Source organism: Clostridium sp. HV4-5-A1G (genome assembly GCF_900184915.1).
GTDB classification, from domain to species: domain Bacteria; phylum Bacillota; class Clostridia; order Clostridiales; family Clostridiaceae; genus Clostridium_B; species Clostridium_B aromativorans.
The window spans coordinates 12475-36595 of sequence record NZ_FXYI02000012.1 but is presented as its reverse complement, the minus strand read 5'-3'; the positions used below and the strand labels follow the sequence as shown (position 1 = coordinate 36595).

Sequence of the window (24121 nt, the reverse complement as noted above, 5' to 3'; positions counted from 1 at the left end):
CAATATAATACTATAAATTCATATAAAATATAAAAAAGCTATTTCAAAAGGATCTATTTATTTTCCGGAAAAACAATATTATAATAATTATACAATAGTTTTGTAAATGGAGTGATTTTATGGAGATTATTACTATATTACTCATAATGGCAAATGTGATTTTAACATCTATATTGTTAATTAAAAAAAACACCAGCATCAGTTCAAAAGATATTTCAAATTTACATAGATCAATAAAAGACATATTTATAAATATTGATTCTACAATAAAAGATGAATTTTCAAGAAATAGACAAGAAAACAGTTCTTTAAAAACTCAAAGCAATATTGAGCTTTCAAATAACCTCAAAAATATTTCCGATATACAGAAAAACCAGCTTGACAGTTTTTCAAAACAGCTTCTAGCTCTTACAAATTCCAATGAAGAAAAGCTCAACAAGATGAGAGATACAATAGAAACAAGAATTTTAGGACTGCAAAATGAAAACAGTAAAAAACTCGATGAAATGAGAACTCTGGTTGACAAAAAACTCAATGAATCCCTGGATAAAAAGCTCAGCACATCCTTTTCCTCCATAAGTCAGAGACTGGAAATTCTCTACAAACAGCTGGGTGAAATAGGAAGCCTTGCAAATGGTGTCAATGATTTAAAAAGAGCTCTCTCAAATATAAAAGTGCGGGGAACATTTGGTGAAATTGAGCTGCAGTCCATATTGGAGGATATTATGACAAAAGAACAATACGAAACAAACGTGGCAACAAAAAAAGGCAGCAATGAAAGAGTTGAATTTGCCATTAAGATTCCATCCAAAGATGAAAAAAAAGAATTTATATATCTACCTATAGATTCAAAATTTCCCCAGGAGGATTATCAAAAATTACTGGATGCAGAGGAAAATGGAGACAAGCTGTTACTGGAACAATCAAAAAAAGCCCTGATTGCCAGAATAAGATCCGAAGCTCAGGACGTAAATAAAAAATATTTAGATCCTCCAAATACAACGGATTTCGGTATTATATTTCTCCCCACGGAAAGCCTCTATTCAGAAGTAGCAAAAGAAGCTGGTCTTATGGAACAGCTGCAAAGAAATCTTAAGATCATAATAACAGGCCCCTCCACAATATCAGCTTTTTTAAACAGCCTCCAAATGGGCTTCAGAACTCTGGCAATTGAAAAACGCTCCAGTGAAGTCTGGGAACTGCTGGGTGCAGTAAAAACTCAATTTTCAAAATTTGGTGCTATACTTGAAAAGACCCAGAAAAAGCTTCAGGAAGCCAGCAATACCATAGAAACAGCCTCAAGAAAGTCCAGGACAATAGAGAGAAAATTGAGGTCAGTTGAAGAATTACCATTGGATAAAAGCAGCTCTGTGTTAGAAAAAGATAATTGATTTCAATTTTTTAGGTATACCTAATTATACTTAAATAACCATGCCATATTATGATATAATATTAATAAATTTACCTTAAATATGATATTTTTCCCTAACCTTCAACATTAACCTGTCAAACTTAAATTGGAAGGAGGTCAATATGTGCATTCACAGTAAAGGAAATGAACAAATTTATTTAAGAGCCTTAAAAAGAGCTGACATAGCACTTTGGGAGTGGAATATAGAAAATAGTACATTTTTTTTATCCAGCAATTATAGTCACATAATTGAAAATAGTAAAAACAATTTTAAAGATCTATTTGATTTTATTCAAAAAACTGCTGCTGATGCCGATACAGCAAGTGCCAAAAATGATCTGATTTTTTTCCTCAATGGAAATACCTCCACATATAAAAGTGAGTTTAGAGTTTCAACCAATGCTGAAGAAATTAAATTTATACTTATCAGGGGAAAAGCCTCTAGGGATATTCAAGGTAAGATCAGCTTGATATCTGGATCAATAGAAGATGTTACTGAAAAGAAGACACTGGAAAGACACATTGATCATCTTGCCTATTATGATTCTTTAACAGATCTTCCAAACAGGCTTCTATTTGTAAACGACCTCAAAGCAGCTCTGGGCAATTCACAAAAGGGCGCATTGATGTTTATGGATATAGACGACTTTAAATTAGTCAATGATACTTTCGGCCATGATTACGGTGATTTACTATTGATTATCTTTTGCCAGCTGATTATTTCATGTATAAAAGGTTTAGGAAAATTATATCGTATAAGTGGAGATGAATTTATAATACTTGCCAATGAATTCAATTCATCTGATGAACTATTAAAATTATGCGGCAATATATTCAATTATTTAAAAAAGCCATTTGAAGTTAAAGGTGACAAAATATATATAACAATAAGCATGGGTATTACTATATTTCCGAAAGATGCCAGTGATATAGACGAGCTATACAAATATGCCGATTTAGCATTATATCAGTCCAAAATTAACGGGAAAAATACTTTTACCTTTTTTCAACGTCAAATATTAAACTCATATCGCAGAAAAATCAATATTGAGCAGGAGTTGAAGTCAGCTGTAAAAAACAATGAATTTTATGTACTGTATCAACCTCAGGTAGATACTGTAAAAAACCAGGTAGTAGGCTTCGAAGCTCTGTTGAGGTGGCAAAATGCAAAACTTGGATCTGTCCCTGCCGATGAATTCATACCAATAGCAGAAATGACAGGAAATATTGTAGAAATCGGTGAATGGGTACTGGACTCCGTATGTAAAACAATCAATAAAATGAAAGCAAAAAATCATGATTTGAAAAAAATATCTATAAATGTCTCCCCCATTCAATTAAAAAAGTACAATTTTGCAAACAGGTTTATAAGCATATATGAAAAATATGGCATCTCACCTTCTCTGCTTGAAATCGAGATAACAGAAGGTACTTTAATAGATCTATTTAGCTATAAAATTGAAACTATAAATACACTTCTAAAAAGGGGAGTTAAAATTTCCATAGATGATTTTGGGACAGGCTATTCTTCACTGAATTACTTGACCACTCTGCCAATTAGTACAATAAAAATAGACAAATCATTTATCAATAATATCTACAACAAAAAAAATAAATCCATAATAAAATGCATGATTGACCTGTCAAAATCATTGAACTATGAAATAATTGCCGAAGGCGTAGAAACAAAAGAACAGCTGAACTTACTTTCAGAAATTGGATGCAGTATAATCCAGGGATATTATTTTAGCAGACCACTTACTATGGATAAAGCTGAAAAAATTCTAATTAAAAAAAGGAACTTTGGAGGAATTTAAATTGATTGATCCAGCAAGTAATAAAAATATTCAAAACAATTTTATAATAGACAAAGATACACTGGAAAACTCTAAAAATTCTGTATTGGTAGTTAATTTAAAAGGAAAAATCCTGTATGCCAATAAAAATGCAGTAGAATGTTACGGATATTCAATGGAAGAACTATTATCCATGAAAATATCTGATCTAGGATCTTCAAACGAACCATTTCATATGGACCAGCAATTTGAAAGATCAGAAGGTAAAAAAATAAACTTTCAAACCCTGCATCACACCAAAAACGGCTCAAATTTTCCCGTTGAAGTGTCCTACATTAAAATTAAATATAATTCAGAAATACTATTTTTAACTGTAATAAAAGACATTACAGTTAGAGTAAAAAAAGAAGATACCTTAAGAAGACTAGCTTCCATTATTGAAAATTCTGAAGATGCAATTTTAACCAAGGATTTAAAGGGTATTGTTACGAGCTGGAACAAGGGAGCTCAAAATCTCTATGGATACAGCAAAGAAGAAATCATAGGTAAAAGTATATCCACGATTATACCCGATGAAAGTAAAGAAGATATTGTTTCAATATTAGACAAAGTAAAAAATAACATAAAGATAAATCATTACGAAACTGTACGTATGCACAAAAATGGTACAAAACTTCCCATATCAATAAGTGTTTCACCTATTTACAATGAGGACAATAAAGTCATAGGAGCATCTACTATTGCCAGAGACATAACTAAAAAGATAAAATCTGAACAGGAATTGAAAAATAAATATGAAGAGCTCTCTTCTATATATGAAGAACTGGCAGCCACCGAGGAAGAGCTGAGAACTAATTATAAAGAATTGAGCAAGGCTAAACAACAGGCAGAAAAAGCTAAAATAGAAGCAGAAAATGCAAATAGAGCCAAAAGCCAGTTTTTAGCCAACATGAGCCATGAAATCAGAACTCCATTAAATGGCATTATAGGAGCTATTGAATTACTTGGATTAATGAATATAAATGAAGATGAAGAGCCATACATTGAAATATTAAAGAATTCCTCAAAACATCTACTTGGTATAGTAAACAATATTTTAGATATATCCCAAATAGAATCGGGAAACATTGATCTCTGTATAAAAGTATTTAATTTTAAAAATATGATTGACGTTTTCGTACGGGAAGTTTCATTTGCCTGTGAAAAGAAAAATATAGGTTTTACTTATTACATGGATTCCCTTATACCTTATAAAATGGCCGGTGACGAATTAAAATTACGACAAGTGCTGATAAATTTATTTAATAATTCACTTAAATTCACACAGAGCGGAAGAATAACTTTTAAGATTAAATTATTATCACAGATAAATGAAAAAATAATACTTGAATTTTCCATAAAAGATACTGGCATTGGAATCAAGGATGAATTTAAAAAGGAAATTTTTAAAAAATTTTCTCAGCAGGGTATATCATACAGCAAAGATTATTCAGGCACGGGACTTGGCCTTTCAATATCAAAAGAACTGGTAAAAATCATGAATGGTGATATATGGTTTGAAAGCACAGAAAATCTCGGAAGCACCTTTTATTTCACATCAGAATTCTTTCTGGATTTTAGTGAATCATCTAACAACTCCTCATCTAATTTTGATGAAAACAGGAAATCATCATCAAAAAACATGGATAAAACCATTCTCATAGTTGAAGATAATGATATAAATATGCAGATAGTCCGAAATATGATAAAAAATTTAAAATACAGTTATCAATGCGCATATACAGGAAAACAGGCATTGAAGCTTTTGAAAAATACTTCTGTGGATCTAATACTCATGGATATACAGATGCCTGAATTAAATGGACTTGAAGCCACAAAAATAATAAGGAAAAATGAAATCCATACTGGAAATCATGTACCCATAGTGGCAATGACTGCATATGGAATGCTGGGAGACCGGGAAATGTGCATTGGGAGTGGTATGGACGACTATATTTCAAAACCATTTCCTCTTGAAAAATTGAAAATCACCATAAAAAAATTTTTAGGGTAAAAAAATCGGCTGTTTTAAAAATGAAGTTCAAAGTTTGGATCTTTGAACTTTATGCCCATTTAAGTTTTTCTTATATTTTACCGCTTAAATTCACTATATTAGCATCGGTTATGTAATCCTCTATAATAGACCTGGCAAGATTGCACCAGCTGAAACATTCATCAAGTATTATAGAATCGCTTGTCACTATATTTTCCTTTTCATATAAAAAAGAATCCACCCCATTCATAAGATTTACTTCCGTATCGGCATGCCATTCTACAGAATGTTCCAAAATAAATTTTTTCAGCCTTCCCGAATTTGATACGCCCCTGTCAAGCAGGAAATTGACCCCGCAGACATGCATATCATCAAGTTTTTTCCCTATGGCATTCAGAGCATAATGGGTTTTGTCAACAATATTATAGGTACCTCTAAGACCTGCTAAATCCCTGAAAGTCCCATCATTACACAAAATCACAGGAGCCCCCGAAAAGGCTGTTTCCAATGTAATAATAAGATTAAATCCATCTATATACAAAAACTCGTCTCTCAATGAATCAGGAGGAAGGCATTTCGATTTTCTTATTTTTATTTTTTCATAGGATGCAGTTGAACGCCTCAAAGCATCTCTTTGTCTGGAGGAGAACTGATAATGATTCCCAACCATCTCTAAAATAGAAGATACTTTATAATTCCTGTTAAGAAGCCATTCTACCTCCTGCTGTGCTTTTTGAAGCTTTAAAACAGATTCTTTTGAAAACCACCTGTTGTCCTCGGGATCAGTTCCCCTGTTCACTATCTTTAATTTTCTATACATTATTATTCTCCTACAGCAAATATAGTATCACCCATCAATATCTATTTTACCCTATTTGTCAAAGTGAATGTACTCAAATACTTCATAGGATAGTTGTCCTTTTTATTGATTTTTATAAAATAGAATGATATAATTGTCCATAACTTATTCAGAGGGATGTCTTATGAAAAACAATTTTTTTAAGAAGATCTTTTTCCAAAAATACGATGATATAAATTTCAGAACAGATATGGTCAAAAATAATATCTCAAGATTAAGGATACTGGCAAAAGTATTTATTATCTGTCAAATATGGTTCATAATCGTAAATATCGCAGGCTCAATATATTATCCCTATAAAGATTATATCTTTATTTATCTGCCATTTTATATAATTTTTATCGGAATGAACTTGCTATTTTTATCAATATATTATAAAAACTTCCAAATTGCAAATAACACTGTCAAAACAATAAGGAAAAATGAACTTACAATAGTGCTTTATATAAATTTTATCATGATATGGGGAAGTATCATTTCCTTAATTGACCAGGAACACTATGGCCACCTGATGGTTTTTATGATAAATATGATGACCTGTTCCAGCTTTTTTATAATGTCTACAGGCAGTTTTTTGATTTCAATTTTATCATCCTCCCTGGTTCTAATTATAGGATTACCATTTTTTCAAAAATACAGTATCACATTGATTACACATTATTTTAATCTGGGCCTATTTATTCCAATCTGTTTTTTTGTTTCAAGAGTTATATATAATAATTATTGTAAAACATATAAGAGCACTACAATGTTAAAAAAATCAAACCGGCTTTTGAGATATGAAACATTACTGAATAAATCCATTAACAATAAATTGGAAGAGGCAAACAGACTGCTTAAAAGCCTTTCATCTATTGACGAGCTGACAGGTATTGCAAATAGAAGAAGCTTCAACAACTATATGCATATACCTTTCGAAAATACCAATCAGACAAATTTTTTGCTTTCCATAATAGTAATAGATATTGACAATTTTAAATGGTTTAACGATAGTTATGGACATATATATGGAGATAAAGTGCTTGTAAAAACAGCCGGACAGATAAATTCAATTGCCAAGCAATTTTCTGGATTTGCTGCCAGGTGGGGCGGTGATGAATTCATTTATGCAGCCTTTAATACAGGAAAAAAAGACATTTTAAAAACTGCCAAAAATATAATGGATGCTATTTCTAAAATTCAAGTCTCAAATGAGGCTCTAAAGTGCTCTTCTTTTATAACTGTGAGTTTAGGTGTATTTTCCATGCATATAATTAGCGAAGACGATATACAAAAATGCATTAATAATGCAGACAAAGCACTTTATCTTGCAAAAAAAAGCGGCCGGAATTGCTTTAAATATTATAGTAGTTGACAATTCTCTATTAAACTTCTAATATAAAATTACATTGTGGAAAGAGACGGTGGAATAAATCATGAAATTTTATAAAAGCATATGTATAGAATTATTATTTAAAATGCCTTCTCTATTTTTTGGCTTTTTTTTATGTTCTATATCAATACTTCTGGCACTCTATTCAAAACTTGGAATGAGCCCCTGGGATGTTTTTCACATGGGTATAGTAAATCATTCCATTTTTTCTTTAGGACAAGTAACTCAAATCGTAGGCCTTGGCATAATACTGCTTTCGATTTTTCTCGGAGTAATTCCCGGAATTGGAAGCGTGTTTAATATGTTTTTCGTTGGAATCTTCGTGGATTTAATGAACAACACAGGTATATTTAGAACACCTCAAAATATTACAGGGAAAATATTGATGCTCATACTATCTATTATACTCATGGGCATATCCACATATTTTTATCTGCGAGTTGAGCTGGGCGCTGGTCCCAGAGACGGACTCATGGAAGGTCTTGTAAAAAAGCTGAATAAACCAGTGTGGCTTATAAGAGGAAGCATGGAAATTACAGTTTTGATAATAGGATTCTTTTTAGGAGGCCCTGCTGGAATTGGCACTCTGATATCTGCAGTGGGAATTGGACCTGCTGTGGAATTTGCCTTCAGAATAGGAAAATATGACTCTAAAAATACCCATCATATGAATTTCATAGATTTATACAGAAATATCAAAGGCGCAGATAACAAACTTGAAAAAAAGTGCAAAGAACAAATATTAAATAATGTTCAGATGGAGAAAAGTATTTCTTATAAACAAACTCCATCTGAACCCAAGAAACACTTGATCTAACCTCTTTTTTTATTCTTGTAAATAATTTTTCCTACTCTATCGATGTGTTCTTTTAATTTTTGATGATTCAAATGCGTATAATCCACAATATCAAAAAAATAGGGCATAGGACTTTCATACTCAAGGTCTGCATGAAGTTTTGATAATATATCAAATGTTATTTTATCACCATAAATTGCAATGTCTACATCAAGAAAAAAAGAAATACTCTTGAGTTTGCCATGATGTTTTCCAACTGCGGTTTCATGGGATTTCCGGTGGCCCAAAGCGTTTTTGGAAAGGAAGGAGTGGTGTATGCTGCTGTTTTCAATATACTTTTCAACATTTTTGTATGGACTTACGGAGTAATGCTCTTTAATAATAAAAAGAGCCTCAAAGGCCTGAAAAAATCTTTAAAAAATCCTGGAATAATTTCCTCTTTTATAGGACTCATAATAATGATTTTTTCAATAAAAATACCTATTATACTCATGGATACCATAAATATGGTGGGAGGACTTACCACCCCAATATCCATGCTTATAATAGGAAGTTTGTTGTCAAGAAGTGAGCTTAGAAAGATTATAAAGGACAAGAGTTTGTACTATGGCTCACTCATAAAACTCATAATTTTACCTGGAGCACTGTATCTTATTTCAATTTTATGTGGTGAAAATTCCATTGTCATAAAAACGCTGATTTTAATGCAGGCTATGCCTGCCGGCGCTTTTACAACAATCTTTGCAGAAAATTTCAACAAGGACAAGGAGTATTCAGCCTTTATAGTATCTTTTTCTTCCCTGTTGTCCATAATAACCATACCTATAATAATCAAACTGTGCTTCTAGAAAAATTTAAGCTTTGTTCACAATTTATTCACGACCCCCGGTGGTTTTCCAGAACTTCTTTTGCCTGACCAATAGTAAGTGGAAGGCTATCCACATTTAACATTCCATCCTTACCTAGTATTTCAACTAAATGAGCTACTCTTGGAAGCCTTAAATTAATTTTTCGAATAAGCTCTTTTTGATTGAATACTTCTTCAGTAGTACCTCCCATCACAATGCTTCCTTTATCTAAAAGATAAACTGTATCAGCTAAAAGAGGAACTGTATCTACATCATGGGTGGCAAAAATCAAAGTAATTTTCAGCTTTTTATTTATAAGATCCAAAAGCTTAATCAACTTGTATACTCCCCTGGGATCAAGAGCTGCAGTAGGTTCATCCAGCACCATCACCTCGGGCTTCATAGCGAGAACACTTGCAAGTGCAATCCTCTTTTTCTGTCCTCCGCTTAAATTATGGGGACTTTTGTCATCATATCCTTTCATTCCAACCACATCTAACGCCCATGCTATGGTATCTTCTAACTTCTTTCCGCTCATTCCCATGTTTAAAAGACCATAGGCTATTTCCTGGCGAACTGTAGAATTAAAAAGTTGATCATCGGAATCCTGAAATACCATGCCTACCATCTGTCTTATTTTAACTAAATTTTTTTTGCATACTTTCAGTCCATTTATCGTAATAATGCCGGATTTAGGTTTTGAAATTCCATTAAATAGGTGGAAAAGTGTCGATTTACCTGCTCCATTTGGCCCCAGTATTGCCACTTTTTCTCCCCTTTTTATCTTCATATTAACATTTCTAAGTGCCAGGCTGCCATCACTATAGGCATAGCTGACTTTATCCACTTCAATAAGTGACATAACTATTCTCCTTTAAACAAATATATTTATCAAAATTAAAACCATCAATAAAGCCATTATCAAAATTCCAAAACGAAAATCTCCAGCTGGAATAGGGTAAGTAAAAAACTTAGCTTGTCTACTATCTTCATTATATCCTCTTGAAAGCATAGCATTATAAACTCTTACACTTCGATCTAAAGATTCTATCATAATATACACCGCTATTTTGCCCGTATCCTCTATACGACGCAGCCAGCTGGATCTATCCCCCATACGACTTAGTTGTGCATATCTCATATTTTTGCCCGTATCTTCAATTATAAATATGTACCTATACATCATATCAGCTAAATCTATTATAATCGAAGGAACTTTTAGTATTCTGAGGGTTTCCAGTATTTCAATCATCGGAGTGCAAAAAGAAAGTATGCATGCAAGACTAACTGCAGCCATTATTCTCAGCATCAATAAAGTTCCAAGCGCAAGTCCCTCTCTGTATATATTCAGATGATAAGTTCCAAAGGGAATATATGTTAAAACAGTTTCCCCATTTGTAAAAAGTACACTTACAAATACAAGCCATGCTATACTAAAAGGTATGAGAAGCCTTTTTATAAGTCTTTTCCAGGGAACACCCAAAGTATAATATCCAATTATAGACAGCATCCACAGAGATACTATAAGATACCACTTGGACAAAAAAGTTGTTATTATAATTGCACTTAAAAACAGTACGGTTTTTACTCTTCCATCTAAACGGTGTAAAAAACTTTTATTGCCAGATATCCTGCCAAATGAAGATAGTTCCATAATTTATTCTTCCTTTAACTTATTTTTACTGGAATCGCCAAATAATTTTTCCCAATGATGTCCCACTATTAAACCTGCGAAAAAATTTGCTACAGAAAATGCTCCTACCTGTGCATCACCAGGAAGCTCGATAAAAGGTTTATGGTCTGTCTTAGCTGTAACAGAAGCCATAGTATTCACTTTGTCATCCGTACCTCCGGCTTCCATTTTATGATTGACCATGTACTTCGATGCTCCAAATATAAATATAAATATAATTATCATAACTGTTAACATAACACGTGTAAATTTGTCTAAAAATTTAATACTCTTGCCTTTTTTGCTGCCCATACTGTTGCTTGATTCCATAATTACCTCGCCTCCCCTTTTTTAAGTATACCAGGTAACAAATCAGGTCTCCTTTTTACCATAACCTGAAGAACCAAAGCTGTAAACACACCTTCTGCAATAGCTAAAGGCAGTTGCGTAGGTCCATAGCCTAAAAAGAATATCATCCACTGCTTCATCAAAGGAACATGTCCATGTAAACTTATTGCCAACTCCAAAGCAGCTACCAGATAAGTAATTATGTCACCCATGAAACCCGCTATTCCCGCTGCCAGCCAGATGGGACTCTTAAAATATCTTAAAATTTTCCAGCACAGATATCCCAAAATACCTGCCGCTATACCCATAGAAAAAGTATTGGCACCAATAGTAGTTATACCTCCATGTCCCAGAAATATAGCCTGAAAAAACAATACAATAGCTGAAATCACTCCTGTAGCAAAGGGCCCAACAATAATAGCCGCCAGTGCAGTACCACATGGGTGAGAGCAGGAACCTGTCACAGGTACAGGAATATGCATACATGATATGACAAACACAGCTACTCCTACCATTGCTAAAAATGGTTTATAATATAAATTTTCTTTAACTCTTTTCTTGATTTCTTTAACTCCAGGTACCATAAACACAGCACTTATTGCATACCATGTTCCCCACGCTTGAGGCGATAAAATACCATCTTCAATATGCATTTTTTAATACCCCCTAGTTTAATTGTAATATTTTAAACCAAAGCCAAATAAATCATAACCCCTCAGCAAATGCTAAGGGGTTATGATTTATATAAAGAATCATAAAATTTCACCATCTAGTCACCTCCCTATCACTCGTAGAGTCGAATGGTCACTAATATATAGGCAGGTCTTCTGACTTGGATTCATCACCCTTATAGCCTTCCCAGTTTCCCAGTGGCATATTTTATAAGGGCTCCTCTTTCACAGCGGCGGGACCGTGCAGACTTTTCATCTTGCTTTCCTTTTAAGTAAAATTCACCTATATATTTTTCTTTTATTTTTTAATAAAGTTATTATATGACAAATTCAGTTTCTCACAAACTCACAGAATTGTCAAGCACAATCACAATATATTGTATCGTAAAAAAGAAACAAATTCCCTAAAGAATTTGCTTCTCTAATTAAAATCCAATCATTCAAAAATAACTATGGATTTTCTGTTTTTAATTCTCAAAAGCACCGTTTCTAAAACTCTAAGAATATGATTTAATTCCCTGAGTTCAAGGTATGCTGTTGCTATATCCTGACCTATTACAATGTCTATATAATTAGGTTCAGTACATAAAAGTGCCCCCTTATTTGTTCCAAGAACAGGACTTGTAAATATATTCCCATTCAGAAGCTTACCAATTCTATCAATTTCAAGCACTCCTGTTCCAGGTTGTATACGCTGCATCTGCAGGTACAGATCAGGACTTACAATTAATGCGAGTCTTCCATAAATACCCTGCTTGGTCAAAATTTCGACAGCTGAAGCAATATCCGTAAATGGATTTTCTCCCGATTTCCATTCACTCTTCTCTACTTTATTAGTACCCTTTGCATTAAAAATTCCCTCATATCCAAAATTCTCATTTCCCAGGAAAATCAGCTTGTCCTCTTTTCGCGCACATGCTTCTGCAGCGGACACAGCTGCTGATAGATCCAGTGGATAACCCAGTTTTTCACTGTTTTCAATGTCTCTCCAAAGAAGAGTGAAATCACTATACACAAGTGGTATCTCCTCATATTTTCTGTTCTTAATTCTCGATATTCCCTCTGAAGTTTCCTCTTCTATCGATCCGCTCTCATCAAGATTGTCCGAACTTATACTTTGTATACCCGCACCAAGAGGTCCAAAAATATCTAAAAAACGTCTTCCAATCAACACGCGGCTTGCAGTATTAACAACTGTATCATCTATTTTTCCCCACAAATTATCTGAAAAAGGTGCACTTTCTCTTGATAAATAATCCATGACTATTTCCCCCCTCAATCCTTTATCAAACTGCCCACAGTTTTATGGGCGGATTTGTCCTGACTAGGCTTTTCTTTTACTTCAGGAATTTGAATATTCAACTCTTCCATCATCTCTGCAACTTCTGTTTCACCGTCTGCAAAATGTTTTGCTTCTTCAGGATCAAGTATCTTCAACAAGGACATCAATTCACCTATATGTGCTTTCTCCTCATCCCTTATGTCTGCTATCACCTTCTTGGCTGCAGCATTATCTGTTGCCAGCACATGTGATTCATACAGATATATGGCCTCAAGTTCTCCTGCAATATCAAGTCTCACAGCCTGAATAAGCTCCTCTTTAGTCATCTTTCTGTCCACATTTCCTTGAAATGGATTTGCAAAATTTGGCATAGTAACCTACCTCCTCCTTGTACTTAGATTTATGAAATATTTTAAATTGTCATACATATTACCTTATACTGTAACCGCTAGCTTATTCTCCCTAGTAATATATATTATATAATAAATTGTTCTCCAATACAAATATGTGATCCAAAATTATTTTTCAAAAGAACCACGTCCCCAATTCTCTATAGATGCTTTCACATTTATATCTATATTGGAATTAAGCACTTCTTTGTTCCAATCCGTATTGCTCCATCTTCCATATTTAGCTGCAGCATATTGGCCAAGACCTATACAATCTGTTCTATACTCCGTCTTCATTTTATTTATAATTGAACAGCAATTCTTGCGTACCTTCTCTTCAATTTCATTTTCAAAGGTCTTTTTAACATCTTTATTTTTTGAAAGATCTTTAAAATAGGTATTTGTAATTATATCTCCTTTCAACCTTAAATTTATTGTAAAATGAAGTTTTCCTCCGATTTTATTTACATAGACTTTCTTTGATGAATACGCATAGAAGTCTGCATAATTTTTTGCAGTCTTTTGTAGACTCACAATTCCGCGGCCTTTATCATTTCCCATTAGATTAAGCCATTTGCTGTCATCAAAACTTGATTTTGCCACCATGCGTGATTCTTTAAATAAGGCCATGCCTGATACCTTTATATTGTCATCGATTATTTCAATGTAAGGTACTACAGGATTGATACCTTCAACATAAAGTGAAGTGTACAAATCCGTTATCTTTGTATCTTTTGGGAAAAAGGAATAATTATACTCATTTTTTAACAGGCCCTCTATAAAATCAGAGGAACTTGGATAACCTTTTACTTTATGGGAAAGCATATCCTCAGCCTTACATTTACATATTACAAAATAGCCTGTATCATTTAATTGGGGGTTTCTGAATAATATATCTATTACCGGTCCAATTCCGCAAACAGCACTGTCTTCACTTATTACATATACCTTTTCAAATCCAAATATGCTTTTTTTGTCTGATAAGGATTGTCTGTTCTCCCTGGTTTTACCTAAAGTTCCTCCAACTCCCCTTCTTATTGCACTACTTACCCTGATGTTCTCATCATTTTCACTGGTATCGCCAAATATATAGACGGACAAAGGTGTGCTGTATGATATTATATCAGGAGTTTCATATTCAATATCTGATCCTATTCCAGCTACTATTTCCAGGTTTTCAACCACATCTGAATCTTTTATCCCCGTTATAAAAAATGAAAATACTATAACTAATAACGGTATTATAATTAAAAATTTATTTTTTTTCATTTAAACCATCCTTTTTTATAAGTGCCATACAGCATACTATGGTCAGGTATGCTATATTGAATAAAGTGTATTTTGGAATTATAAATTTTAAAAAAGTTCTCCGAGATTCTTCATTTAGATATGTAGAAGATATCAATATTATAAGGGGATATATAATTACAGACAGTTTTTTTATCGAAGACCTTTTAAACAAATCCTGTAAAATAAATACAGATGCAAAGTAATTGTTGGAAATAGTTTTAAAATTTACTATACTCCACAGAAACATGAATATAAACCTGAAATTATTTATTATCGGTATTTCAATAGATTTAGCAGCTATAAGTACTGCCCAGAAAGATTTCTTTACTAAGTCTATTCCACAATAATATACTGTCAAAAAAGTTAAGGATGAATACAAGATCACTATAAATAGTACACCTTTTAACGCACAGCTTCTAAAGTTTTCTTTATCGCTTAACAGAGGATAAAACAAAAAAATTATTTCCGTACCACCATATGAGAAACACGATTCAATGCTTCCTCTGAGCAAAAGTTTAGTATTCAGATCAAATATAGGAAGTACATTTATAAGTTTTCCTTTGCCCAGTGCAACAAGTGAGATAAGAGAAACCACTATAGTAAATATAAAGATCAGTTCATTTATACTTGCCAAAGGTTTTAATCCGCTGTAACTCGATATGGCTCCTAGAAACACTATAAATATAAGTAATCTCACAGGAACCATAAAATACATTATAAAAGTTGTCAAAAGAATGGTCAGCCCGGATGCAACAGCCGTAGTGTACAGTACAAAATTAGACATAAAGATCAAATTTAGAAAGTTTCCTAAAAAAGTTCCTAAAAATTGTCTGCTCAACTGTAATATATTCTTATCTGGGAACTTTTTCTGCAATATACACGCAATATACACCAGATATAGAGGATAGACTCCACCGATAATAACTGAAATCCAGCCATTTTGCTTGGCTATTTGAGTTACTTCATTTGGAAGACTTATCAAACCTATGCCTACAGCAGTACCCGTTAAAATACAAAGCAGCTGATATGAAGTTATTTTATTTTCTAGGCTGTTCTGCATCAATGCTTCCTCCTGAATTTTTTCATAGAGCCTCCGTGCCTGATCTTGTTTTTATTTGGTATAGCTTCAGGCCTCTCATCCATATTCCACAACTGTGCCCTAATGAATATATCCTTCAAGTCGTTCCTTTTAAAAGACAGATACTGTACTCCAAAACTGTTCATTGAAAACAGATGTAACAAAATGAGATACCAGCCAGCAGCAATACCTACAATTCCAAATATATCAGCAAGTATTATCATCGGGAACCTCACTATACGTATAGAAAGTGACATGTCATAATTGGGAATGACGAATGTTCCAATTACAGCTGTTCCCACAACTACAAGAGTAGCAGGACTAACCAGACGCGCTCTTAATGCCGCATCGCCAATAATAAACCCTCCAACTAAACTAAGAGTTTGCCCTATTTTGCCCGGAAGCCTCAATCCTCCTTCTCTTAAAAATTCCACTACCATTTCCATGGACAATATTTCAATTAGAGGAGTCAATAACAGCCCCCTTCTTGTAGATACTAAAGGCAGGAGAAATTGTATCGGTATAAGCTCTGCATTAAATTTTATAAAAGACAGATAGGCAGCAGGAAGAGTTATAACTAAAATAACTGCGATCAACCTCAAAATCCTAATCAAGGAAGATAATACACTTCTTTCATAATAGTCCTCTATTGCCTGAAAGAATTCTGTGAACAATGCCGGTACTACAAGAGCATAAGGTGTCCCCTGGCACAGTATTACAGCTCTTCCTTCCATTAAATCATTTATGACTATATCAGGCCTCTCAGTTGCAAAACATTGAGGGAACAAACTGCAGGGATGATCTTCTATATACTGTTCTACAATACCCACCCCCGTTATCGAATCCACATCTATAACAGCCAGCCTATCACGTATGTTTTTCATGATCTTCTCATCTGCAATACTGTCTATATATATCAATTTTATATCTGTTTGAGTATATTTCCCCAAGGTAAAATTTTCGATAGTGAGATCCGGATGTTTTATTATCCTCCTAATCAAGCTTACATTTGTTTCCAGGTTTTCAACAAATCCTTCTCTCGATCCCCTGACTGCATACTCATTCAAAGGCTCTGATATCTGCCTGTATTTTCCGTCCCTTGTATCTATTATTATAAATTCACTTATATGTTCTATAATCAACACAGTATCTCCACGTTTCAAGGCAAATATGGCCTGAGCAATATCCTTTTCTATAAGCGTATTACTTGAAGTTATATATTTCTTGCATATTGTACTGCACAGATTCGACGACAGGTACAAATTGTCATCTGTATGCAGCATAAGGGGATTTAATATGTTTCGATTTATAGATTCTTTGTCTGCAAGAGAATTTACATAAATAAGTACTGCCTGTATTGGAAGCTTATATCCTATTTCAAAGGACCTTGTTATAACCGTTTCTGTATCTCCAAGGCCGCTGATGATCCTCTGTATATTGCCGTTTATACTGAAATTATCCATAAGTATCACCCCTAGTAGTTTTAGCTTGTTTAAAAATATTATGCAGACTACTTCAAAATAAAAATACGTCATTTCAATATCCATGAGAAGTAACAAAAATTCTGCTGGAAAATAATCTAATATTATACAGCTTATATTATAGACGGAGGTTATTTTTATGAATTGTATCGATGCTGGAGGTGAATACTGCCCATGTCATCTTGCAGAAACCCTGGATTGCGTGCTCTGCTCACAACTCTCGGGTGAAAAATTCTGTCAGTGCAAAAACTGGTGCGGCGTTTGCATATATGATAAATATATATCCAATGGCAGTAAGGCTCAAAATCTGCGAAGAACTTATACATGTACAATATTAAAAAAGAAAACTCCTGATAAAAATTTATGCATACTCACTTTAAAAGCTCCTGAAGATCTAACAAGAGAACTTGTTTACCCAGGAAGTTTCGTATTCCTAAAAAATACTGAAAATCCGGTTTATTATGATGTTCCGATATCAATAATGGAGGCTGATGTCATCAGAAACACCCTGAAGATCGCCATAAAACTGAATGGAATCAAGACTAAAAATTTATTTTCTTTAAATGAAAACGACAGGATATCAGTACGGGGTCCTTTTTTCAACGGAATAATGGGTCTTTCAAATATATATGAAGCTAAAAATGGCACCTCACTGATTATAGCCTGCGGCATAGGAATTGCGCCTTCAATTCCCATTATGAAAAAACTGCACTCAAACAACAACAAGATTATCTCCTTCATAGACACCCAATTCAAAAATAATTTCAGCGAAAAATACCTCAATGACTACAGTTCTAAAATTGTAAACTGCAGAATACTTGAAAATGGATACCTTACAGAAAACTTCAAATCCATTCTAAAAGACTGTCTATCCGGAGGAAATATAAATCTCATCCACTGCGGCGGTCCAGATATTCTAATATACAGAATTATTCAATTTGCCGATAAGTCAATTGCTCTTTCCTGCTGCAACAATTCCAAAATGAACTGCGGTGAGGGCATATGTTCCAGCTGTACCAAGCATTACAAAAATGATGTAGTGAAGAGGTTATGCAAGGTACAAATGGATCCCAGGGAATTATTTAAAGATAGAAAATTTATATAGGAGGTCATTTTTTATGAAGGTAATAGTGATTGGAGCTGGCTGGTCCGGATGTGCAGCAGCTTTAACAGCAGTGAAAGCAGGTGCCGAGGTGGTTATTTATGAAAAAACCGATATGGTTCTCGGACTTGGAAATGTAGGAGGAATAATGAGAAACAACGGCAGATACACAGCTGCCGAGGAAATAACAGCTCTAGGAGCAGGAGATCTCATAGGCATTACAGACAAGCTTACCAGGCATAAAAATCTGGATTTTCCAAATCATGCACATGCATGGCTTTACGATGTAAATAAGATAGAGCCCGAAGTCAGAAAATATATCTTAAGCAAAGGTATAAAGATAAATTTTGAATCACGGGTAGTGGATGTTAAAATGGATGGCAGTAAAATCAAAGGTATATATACCTCAACCGGGAATTATGAGGAAGCAGATGTATTTGTTGAAACTACCGGTTCTACAGGTCCCATGGGAAACTGTATAAGATACGGCAACGGATGTTCCATGTGTGTACTCAGGTGTCCATCCTTCGGTCCGAGAGTTAGCATAAGTAAGTGTGCCGGTATAGATGATCTTCACGGTGAGAGGACAGATGGAAATTACGGAGCTTTCAGCGGTTCCTGCAAATTAGCCAAAGAAACCCTGGATAAAGAACTTGTGAATGAACTCGAGAAAAAAGGGGTAGTTGTTTTAAAGGTTCCAAAGGAGGATGTAAATTTAGACAAACTAAAGGCAAAGGTATGCCAACAGTATGCCCTAAAAGAATTTGCAGAAAATATAATCCTACTTGATACGGGACATGTAAAGCTCATGACCTCATATTACCCGCTGAGTAAGCTCAGAAAAATACACGGACTCGAAAACGTAAAATTCATCGATCCCTATTCCGGCGGAAAGGGAAATTCCATAAGATATCTTTCTGTAGCTCCCGTATCCAATGATTTGAAAGTAGTGGGCCTTGAAAATCTTTTCTGCGGCGGCGAAAAAAGCGGATTATTTGTGGGACACACTGAAGCTATATGTACGGGATCACTAGCAGGCCATAATGCAGTGAGATCTGCACTTAAATTTCCAACTCTTGTTTTGCCCGCAGATACCGCTGTAGGCGACATAATAAGTTATGCCAACAGCAGAATAAAAACTCCTGAAGGCAGAAAAAACAGATATACTTTTGCCGGGGCAGAATATTTTAACAGGATGAAAGAAAAGGGATTATATTCCATAGATACCGGTAGAATCCGAAATAGAATCAAAAAACTCCAGCTTCTGGGCATCTTCAATAAAAGGCTGACATAAATCTCACAAATTTCCAGATTCCATTTAAAACAGGGAAGATGTCCGGGGATGTATAAACAAGCCCTGGACATCTTCCCTGTTGTCTTATTCGAAAGCTGTCATTGCTAATACTTACGGAAATAAACACTGCTGCACACCTAGATAAGTTGATCCCTATGTTCGCAGTAGTCTGCCAATAAAATAAAAACAAGATGTGCTAAATTTAAGAAAATTGAATTAAATTAATCATAAAAATAAATTCAATCAATAAAAAATTCATGCATATTGAAAAATTACAGAAAAAGGTATACAATAATCATGTTAAATAAATTATGAACGAACTCCAGCTGGATCCATCAATAACTTGATAAAGAGTATCAAAAACAAGGAGGAATATGCATGCAACTTAATAAAAAAATCGATGAGATGAAAGAAGAATTGATTAAGGCAACTCAAGAGGTAGTTAAAATCAAAAGCACCCAGGGTGAAGGAAAACCAGGCATTCCTTTTGGCGAAGGCGTAGGGAAAACTCTGGATAAGGCTCTCGAAATTGCAGCCGATCTTGGGTTCAAAACATATAAGGAAGAGGATGGATACTACGGATATGCAGAATATGGTGAAGGAGAAGATTATGTAGCAGTTCTCGGACATATGGATGTAGTGCCGGAAGGAGACAATTGGATTCATCCACCTTATGGGGCTGAAATTCATGAAGACAAGATTTACGGAAGGGGTACATTGGACGACAAAGGTCCAACAATTGCATCCCTTTTCGGACTAAAGGCCATAAAAGATCTTAAAATACCGCTTTCAAAAAAAGTAAGAGTTATTTTCGGAACAAATGAAGAAACTGGAAGTTCTGAAATGCACGTTTATAATAAAAAGGAAAAGGCTCCTATATCCGGATTTACTCCAGATGCCATGTATCCACTTATAAATGCTGAAAAGGGCATAAGAAGATTTCACGTTGTCAAAAAATTAAGTTCTTGTTGTAATTGTGAAATCAAAATCAAATCATTAAAAGGCGGAATAAGGCCCAACATGGTACCCGATAAATGTGAAACTGTGATAGCCACAAAAGACACAGAAAGTATTGTCAAAGCAGTAAAGGAATTTGCAGATAAAAAAGGCTACAACATGAAAACCGAAATAGTAAACAACGGCGTAGTTTTGCATACCTTTGGAGTAGGAGCTCATGGAAGTACACCTGAATTGGGTAAAAATGCCATAATGCAGACTTTTGACTTTTTAGGAACTATTGTAAAAAAATCTTCTCCTCTCGCAGACTATATAAACTTCTTCAACAAGTACATCGGATTTGATACAGAGGGTATTTCACTTGAAATAGCCTGCAAAGACAAACCCTCGGGAAAATTATCCTGGAATGTAGGAGTTGCCGAAATCGATGAAGAAGCAGCTGACCTGTGGATAGACATGAGATATCCCGTTACTGTGGAAGGTGAAAAAATCATGGACACCCTTTCCAAAAAATTTGCAGAGTGTGGTGCAAAAATAGAAAGAGTGGCAGCTGATGAACCTCTTTATTTTTCAGAAGACAGTAAATTGGTCAAAACCCTGCTTAAAGTTTATACTGAACAGACGGGTAAGGAAGGAAAAGCTTATGGAATAGGCGGAGGAACTTACGCCAAAGAACTTCCAAATATAATTGGATTTGGACCAATATTCCCCGGGAAACCGGATCTTGACCATCAGGCCAATGAATACATCGAAATAGGAGATCTAATAACGAACGCCAAAATATATGCTCATGCAATATACGAACTTGCAAAATAATTCACAGTCATAATTGTTTCTAAAAGAAAAAAACTCAATATTTCCAGCGTCTAAATGACGCTGGTTTTTTAACAATCATGTGGGTTTTCAGATACTATATTTATAGCCAATGCTATTTCCTTTATCACATTAGTGTTAAATTCTCTGGAAAGCTCGTTAATTTTAGTATATAAAAGCCCCTTTTCCGTAGATATATATCTAGGCTTAAGGTTGTTCAAAACTATAGCCTTTATATCATCAATACACTTGGGGCATTTACATATATTGTCATAGTTTTTTAAAACCTCAGGCAAAAGTTTATCCACCACATCCTCCATATAATTTTTTACCAGCTGGTTCACCTTCTTAAATTGTTCTACATTTTTATTATACCATTATACCATTCAAAAAAGATAAGCTTTGCAAACAAATCGTTATCATAAAAAAAAAGGTAAGTCTTAATCAGCTATTGACTTACCTTTTTCTTACATCATTTAATTTCCATAATCACGCAAATACATCGATTGTGCTATCTGAATTCTTGTCTGACAGATTATTGGAATTATCATTGCCGCTAACTTTTACATTCTCTATTTTCTGTGACTGCCCCTGTCGAAGCTGTGATTCCAATTGATACAGTTTGTTCTCCAATTCTTGAATTTTGACTTTCTTTGTTTTTTCATCATCCTTGCTTAAATTTTCCTGATTTATCTGCTGCTGAATACTTTCTATTTCACTTTCAAGCTTACTCGAATCATTACTATTAAATGATATTTGCGAACTTGATATGGATGAAATCGAAGAAATACCCATTAGTAAAACCTCCTTTCAAAATAATCATAGTAATTTTAGAACAACTTCCTTAATATTTTCTTAAAAATATTTCTCAAGTTCCTCTATTTCATCCATATCAAATATATTCTGAGTAAAAAATAAATTGATATTTGTTCATTACCCTCAGGAGTCTAAGCGCTTAATTTTACGCACCCCTTAGCCGGAGTTTTAAACTTTGGTATTCCAAATATTATGGCCAGCACTGATGCAACCCCCAAAAGATACGGATACCAGAGATATTTCATTATTAAAAATGGTGAAATTGCCGCAAGGCTGGAAGCAACCAAAAGCTGGGCACCATAAGGTATACATCCCTGTACAAAGCAGGCAAAGGTATCTAAAAGACTGGCAGATTTTCTTCTATCTACACCATATTTTTCAGATAAATCTTTAGCTAGTGAACCGACTATAATTATAGAAACAGTATTATTGGCAGTACATAGATCTACTAAACTAACCAGCACACCAATGCCAAATTCGGCACCTTTCTTGGAGTGAATTCTTTTTTGTATTGTATTCAGCAAAAAATCTATACCGCCGTTGAATTTTATCAATTCACCTATACCACCAATTAATATGGATATTATAGATATGTCTTCCATACCCGCAATACCTTTTGCACAAAGCTGAAATACCGTAAATATATCAAAAGAACCATAAATAAGACCTATTACAGCTGCTAATACGATACCTCCAACCAGCACCAATACTACGTTAAAGCCTGTTAAAGCCACTACCAGTACAGCTATGTAAGGCAGTATTTTAATAAACTGATAGTTATAAGCTCCTGTGTGATTGACCTGCATGCCAAAAGTTAAAAAGGAATATATGAGCAGAGTTATAACAGCTGCAGGAAATACTATTTTTATATTGGCCTTGAATTTGTCTACCATTTCACAATCCTGGGTTTTTGTAGCAGCTACAGTAGAATTTGATATCATAGACAGTCCATCACCGAACATAGCTCCGCTGACAACAGCAGCAACTAAAAATGCAATGGGTAAACCCGTTTTCTGTGCAATCCCAATTGCAATAGGTGTTAGCGTCACTATAGTTCCAACAGAAGTTCCAAGTGACATGGATAAAAAAGAGCCAATTATAAATATACCAGCTACCATAAAGCCAGGTGGGAAAACAGCTAGTCCAAGATTTACAGTAGAATCCACAGCTCCCATAGCTTTGCTCACTTCCGCAAAAGCACCTGCCAGGATAAAAATCAAGCACATGAGTATTATGCTGGAATCTCCGGCACCTTTACAAAATCTTTCAACTTTTAATTCTATAGGTATTTTTCTGTTTTGAAGTATAGCTATAGTTGATGCAATTATTAAAGCTACAACTACTGGCATTTTATAAAAATCCTTCATCACAATTGAAACACCAAGAAATAGCACCATGAATACGGCCAAGGGTAGCAGTGCTATAGCATTACCTTTCTTTTCGTTCATTGTCCTGAATACCTCCTTCAATGTTTTTATGCAAATTTGAACATGTTTAATAATAGCACTTATTATGCCAAGGGACTTAAAAATTGCAATAGCTAGAATTTTAGCAAAATAATTTAACTATTAAAAAATTCGTAAACGTTTCAAACCACTTTGTCAATTAAAATGCAAAGAAATATTTACAACTGTAAAAATTTCTTTACAGTTATAATTTAATACTATTTAAAGGAAGTAACTACCTATATTGTCAATTTGCAGTCACTAATAGTTGACATTTAGACTATTAAATTATGTTATAGCATTTCATTTTTACTTGAAACAATTACTGTTTTAAATATAAAATTATATAGTAGGCATTTAATCAATTCA

22 protein-coding genes and 1 riboswitch are annotated in these 24121 nt (G+C 34.1%); of the genes, 9 read left to right on the top strand and 13 right to left on the bottom strand.

The window, feature by feature from the left end:
* The first annotated feature begins 119 nt into the window (after positions 1-119).
* From J5G60_RS02800 to J5G60_RS02790, 3 genes are all read left to right on the top strand, one after another.
* The gene (locus J5G60_RS02800) at positions 120-1391 is read left to right on the top strand and encodes a DNA recombination protein RmuC (protein ID WP_150356298.1); all 1272 of its coding nucleotides are present in this window, start codon (positions 120-122) and stop codon (positions 1389-1391) included.
* A 142-nt stretch (positions 1392-1533) separates the two neighbouring features.
* Positions 1534-3228, top strand: coding sequence for a putative bifunctional diguanylate cyclase/phosphodiesterase (locus J5G60_RS02795; protein WP_150356297.1), 1695 nt, complete (start codon positions 1534-1536; stop codon positions 3226-3228).
* Between the two features lies 1 nt (position 3229).
* Complete coding sequence (locus J5G60_RS02790; RefSeq protein WP_236035072.1) at positions 3230-5260, top strand: PAS domain-containing hybrid sensor histidine kinase/response regulator; 2031 nt, start codon at positions 3230-3232, stop codon at positions 5258-5260.
* A 70-nt stretch (positions 5261-5330) separates the two neighbouring features.
* Here J5G60_RS02790 and J5G60_RS02785 read toward each other — a convergent pair whose 3' ends face one another.
* Positions 5331-6059, bottom strand: coding sequence for a DUF434 domain-containing protein (locus tag J5G60_RS02785; protein WP_150356296.1), 729 nt, complete (start codon positions 6057-6059; stop codon positions 5331-5333).
* 787 nt (positions 6060-6846) lie between these two features.
* Between J5G60_RS02785 and J5G60_RS02780 the strand changes: the two genes are divergently transcribed.
* The 3 genes from J5G60_RS02780 (at position 6847) to J5G60_RS02770 (ending at position 9114) form a co-directional block, all read left to right on the top strand.
* Entirely contained in the window at positions 6847-7452 is a 606-nt protein-coding gene (locus J5G60_RS02780; protein ID WP_179977082.1) for a GGDEF domain-containing protein, read from the top strand.
* A gap of 61 nt (positions 7453-7513) precedes the next feature.
* Positions 7514-8287: a YczE/YyaS/YitT family protein gene (locus J5G60_RS02775; protein WP_190972170.1), complete on the top strand. Its 774-nt coding sequence runs from the start codon at positions 7514-7516 to the stop codon at positions 8285-8287.
* A 149-nt stretch (positions 8288-8436) separates the two neighbouring features.
* Complete coding sequence (locus J5G60_RS02770; RefSeq protein WP_347562617.1) at positions 8437-9114, top strand: AEC family transporter; 678 nt, start codon at positions 8437-8439, stop codon at positions 9112-9114.
* A 28-nt stretch (positions 9115-9142) separates the two neighbouring features.
* Here J5G60_RS02770 and J5G60_RS02765 read toward each other — a convergent pair whose 3' ends face one another.
* The 9 genes from J5G60_RS02765 to J5G60_RS02725 form a co-directional block, all read right to left on the bottom strand.
* Entirely contained in the window at positions 9143-9976 is an 834-nt protein-coding gene (locus J5G60_RS02765; RefSeq protein ID WP_150356294.1) for an energy-coupling factor ABC transporter ATP-binding protein, read from the bottom strand.
* A gap of 12 nt (positions 9977-9988) precedes the next feature.
* Positions 9989-10768 (bottom strand): cobalt ECF transporter T component CbiQ, encoded by a 780-nt coding sequence (gene cbiQ / locus J5G60_RS02760; protein ID WP_150356293.1) that lies wholly within the window; start codon positions 10766-10768, stop codon positions 9989-9991.
* Positions 10769-10771: 3 nt separating this feature from the next.
* Positions 10772-11116: a hypothetical protein gene (locus J5G60_RS02755; protein ID WP_150356292.1), complete on the bottom strand. Its 345-nt coding sequence runs from the start codon at positions 11114-11116 to the stop codon at positions 10772-10774.
* Between the two features lie 2 nt (positions 11117-11118).
* Positions 11119-11787, bottom strand: a complete 669-nt coding sequence (locus J5G60_RS02750; RefSeq protein ID WP_150356291.1) for an energy-coupling factor ABC transporter permease — start codon at positions 11785-11787, stop codon at positions 11119-11121.
* A 147-nt stretch (positions 11788-11934) separates the two neighbouring features.
* Positions 11935-12107: riboswitch (cobalamin riboswitch) on the bottom strand.
* Positions 12108-12241: 134 nt separating this feature from the next.
* On the bottom strand, positions 12242-13066 hold the full coding sequence (locus J5G60_RS02745; protein WP_150356290.1) for a family 1 encapsulin nanocompartment shell protein: 825 nt from the start codon (positions 13064-13066) through the stop codon (positions 12242-12244).
* Positions 13067-13080: 14 nt separating this feature from the next.
* Positions 13081-13458 (bottom strand): demethoxyubiquinone hydroxylase family protein, encoded by a 378-nt coding sequence (locus tag J5G60_RS02740; protein WP_150356289.1) that lies wholly within the window; start codon positions 13456-13458, stop codon positions 13081-13083.
* Positions 13459-13605: 147 nt separating this feature from the next.
* Complete coding sequence (locus tag J5G60_RS02735; protein ID WP_150356288.1) at positions 13606-14745, bottom strand: Ger(x)C family spore germination protein; 1140 nt, start codon at positions 14743-14745, stop codon at positions 13606-13608.
* Entirely contained in the window at positions 14732-15826 is a 1095-nt protein-coding gene (locus tag J5G60_RS02730; RefSeq protein WP_150356287.1) for a GerAB/ArcD/ProY family transporter, read from the bottom strand. Before J5G60_RS02730 ends, J5G60_RS02735 begins: the two co-directional genes overlap by 14 nt.
* Positions 15826-17307 carry a spore germination protein gene (locus J5G60_RS02725; RefSeq protein ID WP_150356286.1) on the bottom strand — a complete coding sequence of 494 codons (1482 nt, stop codon included), beginning with the start codon at positions 17305-17307 and terminating at the stop codon, positions 15826-15828. The genes J5G60_RS02730 and J5G60_RS02725 overlap by 1 nt, the downstream gene beginning before the upstream one ends.
* Before the next feature lie 157 nt (positions 17308-17464).
* Between J5G60_RS02725 and J5G60_RS02720 the strand changes: the two genes are divergently transcribed.
* The 3 genes from J5G60_RS02720 to pepV all read left to right on the top strand — a co-directional run bounded on the left by J5G60_RS02720 (position 17465) and on the right by pepV (position 21494).
* A complete protein-coding gene (locus J5G60_RS02720) occupies positions 17465-18430 on the top strand; it encodes a sulfide/dihydroorotate dehydrogenase-like FAD/NAD-binding protein (protein WP_150356285.1) in 966 nt (321 codons plus the stop codon).
* Between the two features lie 13 nt (positions 18431-18443).
* Positions 18444-19721 carry an FAD-dependent oxidoreductase gene (locus J5G60_RS02715; protein WP_150356284.1) on the top strand — a complete coding sequence of 426 codons (1278 nt, stop codon included), beginning with the start codon at positions 18444-18446 and terminating at the stop codon, positions 19719-19721.
* A gap of 378 nt (positions 19722-20099) precedes the next feature.
* On the top strand, positions 20100-21494 hold the full coding sequence (pepV, locus tag J5G60_RS02710; RefSeq protein ID WP_150356283.1) for a dipeptidase PepV: 1395 nt from the start codon (positions 20100-20102) through the stop codon (positions 21492-21494).
* Between the two features lie 68 nt (positions 21495-21562).
* Here pepV and J5G60_RS02705 read toward each other — a convergent pair whose 3' ends face one another.
* From J5G60_RS02705 to J5G60_RS02695, 3 genes are all read right to left on the bottom strand, one after another.
* Positions 21563-21811: a late competence development ComFB family protein gene (locus J5G60_RS02705; protein WP_378061022.1), complete on the bottom strand. Its 249-nt coding sequence runs from the start codon at positions 21809-21811 to the stop codon at positions 21563-21565.
* Positions 21812-21980: 169 nt separating this feature from the next.
* A complete protein-coding gene (locus J5G60_RS02700) occupies positions 21981-22286 on the bottom strand; it encodes a FlxA-like family protein (protein ID WP_150356282.1) in 306 nt (101 codons plus the stop codon).
* A gap of 152 nt (positions 22287-22438) precedes the next feature.
* Positions 22439-23854 carry a Na+/H+ antiporter NhaC family protein gene (locus J5G60_RS02695; RefSeq protein ID WP_326839064.1) on the bottom strand — a complete coding sequence of 472 codons (1416 nt, stop codon included), beginning with the start codon at positions 23852-23854 and terminating at the stop codon, positions 22439-22441.
* Positions 23855-24121 lie beyond the last annotated feature (267 nt).